Origin of the sequence: Pseudomonas sp. UV AK001, assembly GCF_046097675.1 — a bacterium.
GTDB classification, from domain to species: domain Bacteria; phylum Pseudomonadota; class Gammaproteobacteria; order Pseudomonadales; family Pseudomonadaceae; genus Aquipseudomonas; species Aquipseudomonas kribbensis.
This window is the reverse complement of record NZ_JBJUVZ010000036.1, coordinates 1-444: the sequence shown is the minus strand read 5'-3', so window position 1 is coordinate 444 and position 444 is coordinate 1. Positions and strand designations below refer to the sequence as shown.

General features: G+C 62.6%; 2 protein-coding genes. Both read right to left on the bottom strand.

Features of this window, described 5'->3' with window-relative positions:
* Window positions 1-294 (bottom strand): aromatic amino acid lyase (locus ACKLNA_RS29160; protein ID WP_408987851.1); only part of this gene is annotated, 294 nt, incomplete at its 3' end.
* 2 nt (window positions 295-296) lie between these two features.
* Window positions 297-444, bottom strand: a 148-nt coding sequence (locus tag ACKLNA_RS29155; RefSeq protein WP_408987852.1) for a hypothetical protein, incomplete at its 5' end; no start/stop codon positions are given.

Genomic DNA, 444 nt, shown 5'->3' with positions numbered 1-444 from the left:
ACGCACCAGCTCATCGCTGATCGGCTCGCCGACACCGGCGGCGTGGGACAGCACCAGCGAACGCTGGAGGTTTTCCAGGTCTTCGCTGGCGATGCGGGTCGAGGCCAGCAGGCCGAAACCGGTGTTGATGCCGTAGGCGGTGCGGTTCTCGGCGAGGATCTGCTCGACGCAGGCGACGCTGGCTTCGATCTGTGCAGCAGCGCTGTAATCGAGGGTCAGTTTGACCGGATGCTGATAGACATCACGCAGTTGAGACAGGCTCAGTTGGCCGGGGATCAGGTTCAGTGCAGTCATGTTCAGGCTCCTTTAACCGAAGTAATCATTGGCAGGTTCAGGCCCTGCTCCCTGGCGCAGTCAATGGCGATCTGGTAACCGGCATCGGCGTGACGCATCACACCGGTGCCCGGGTCGTTGTGCAGCACGCGAGCGATACGCTCGGCCGCC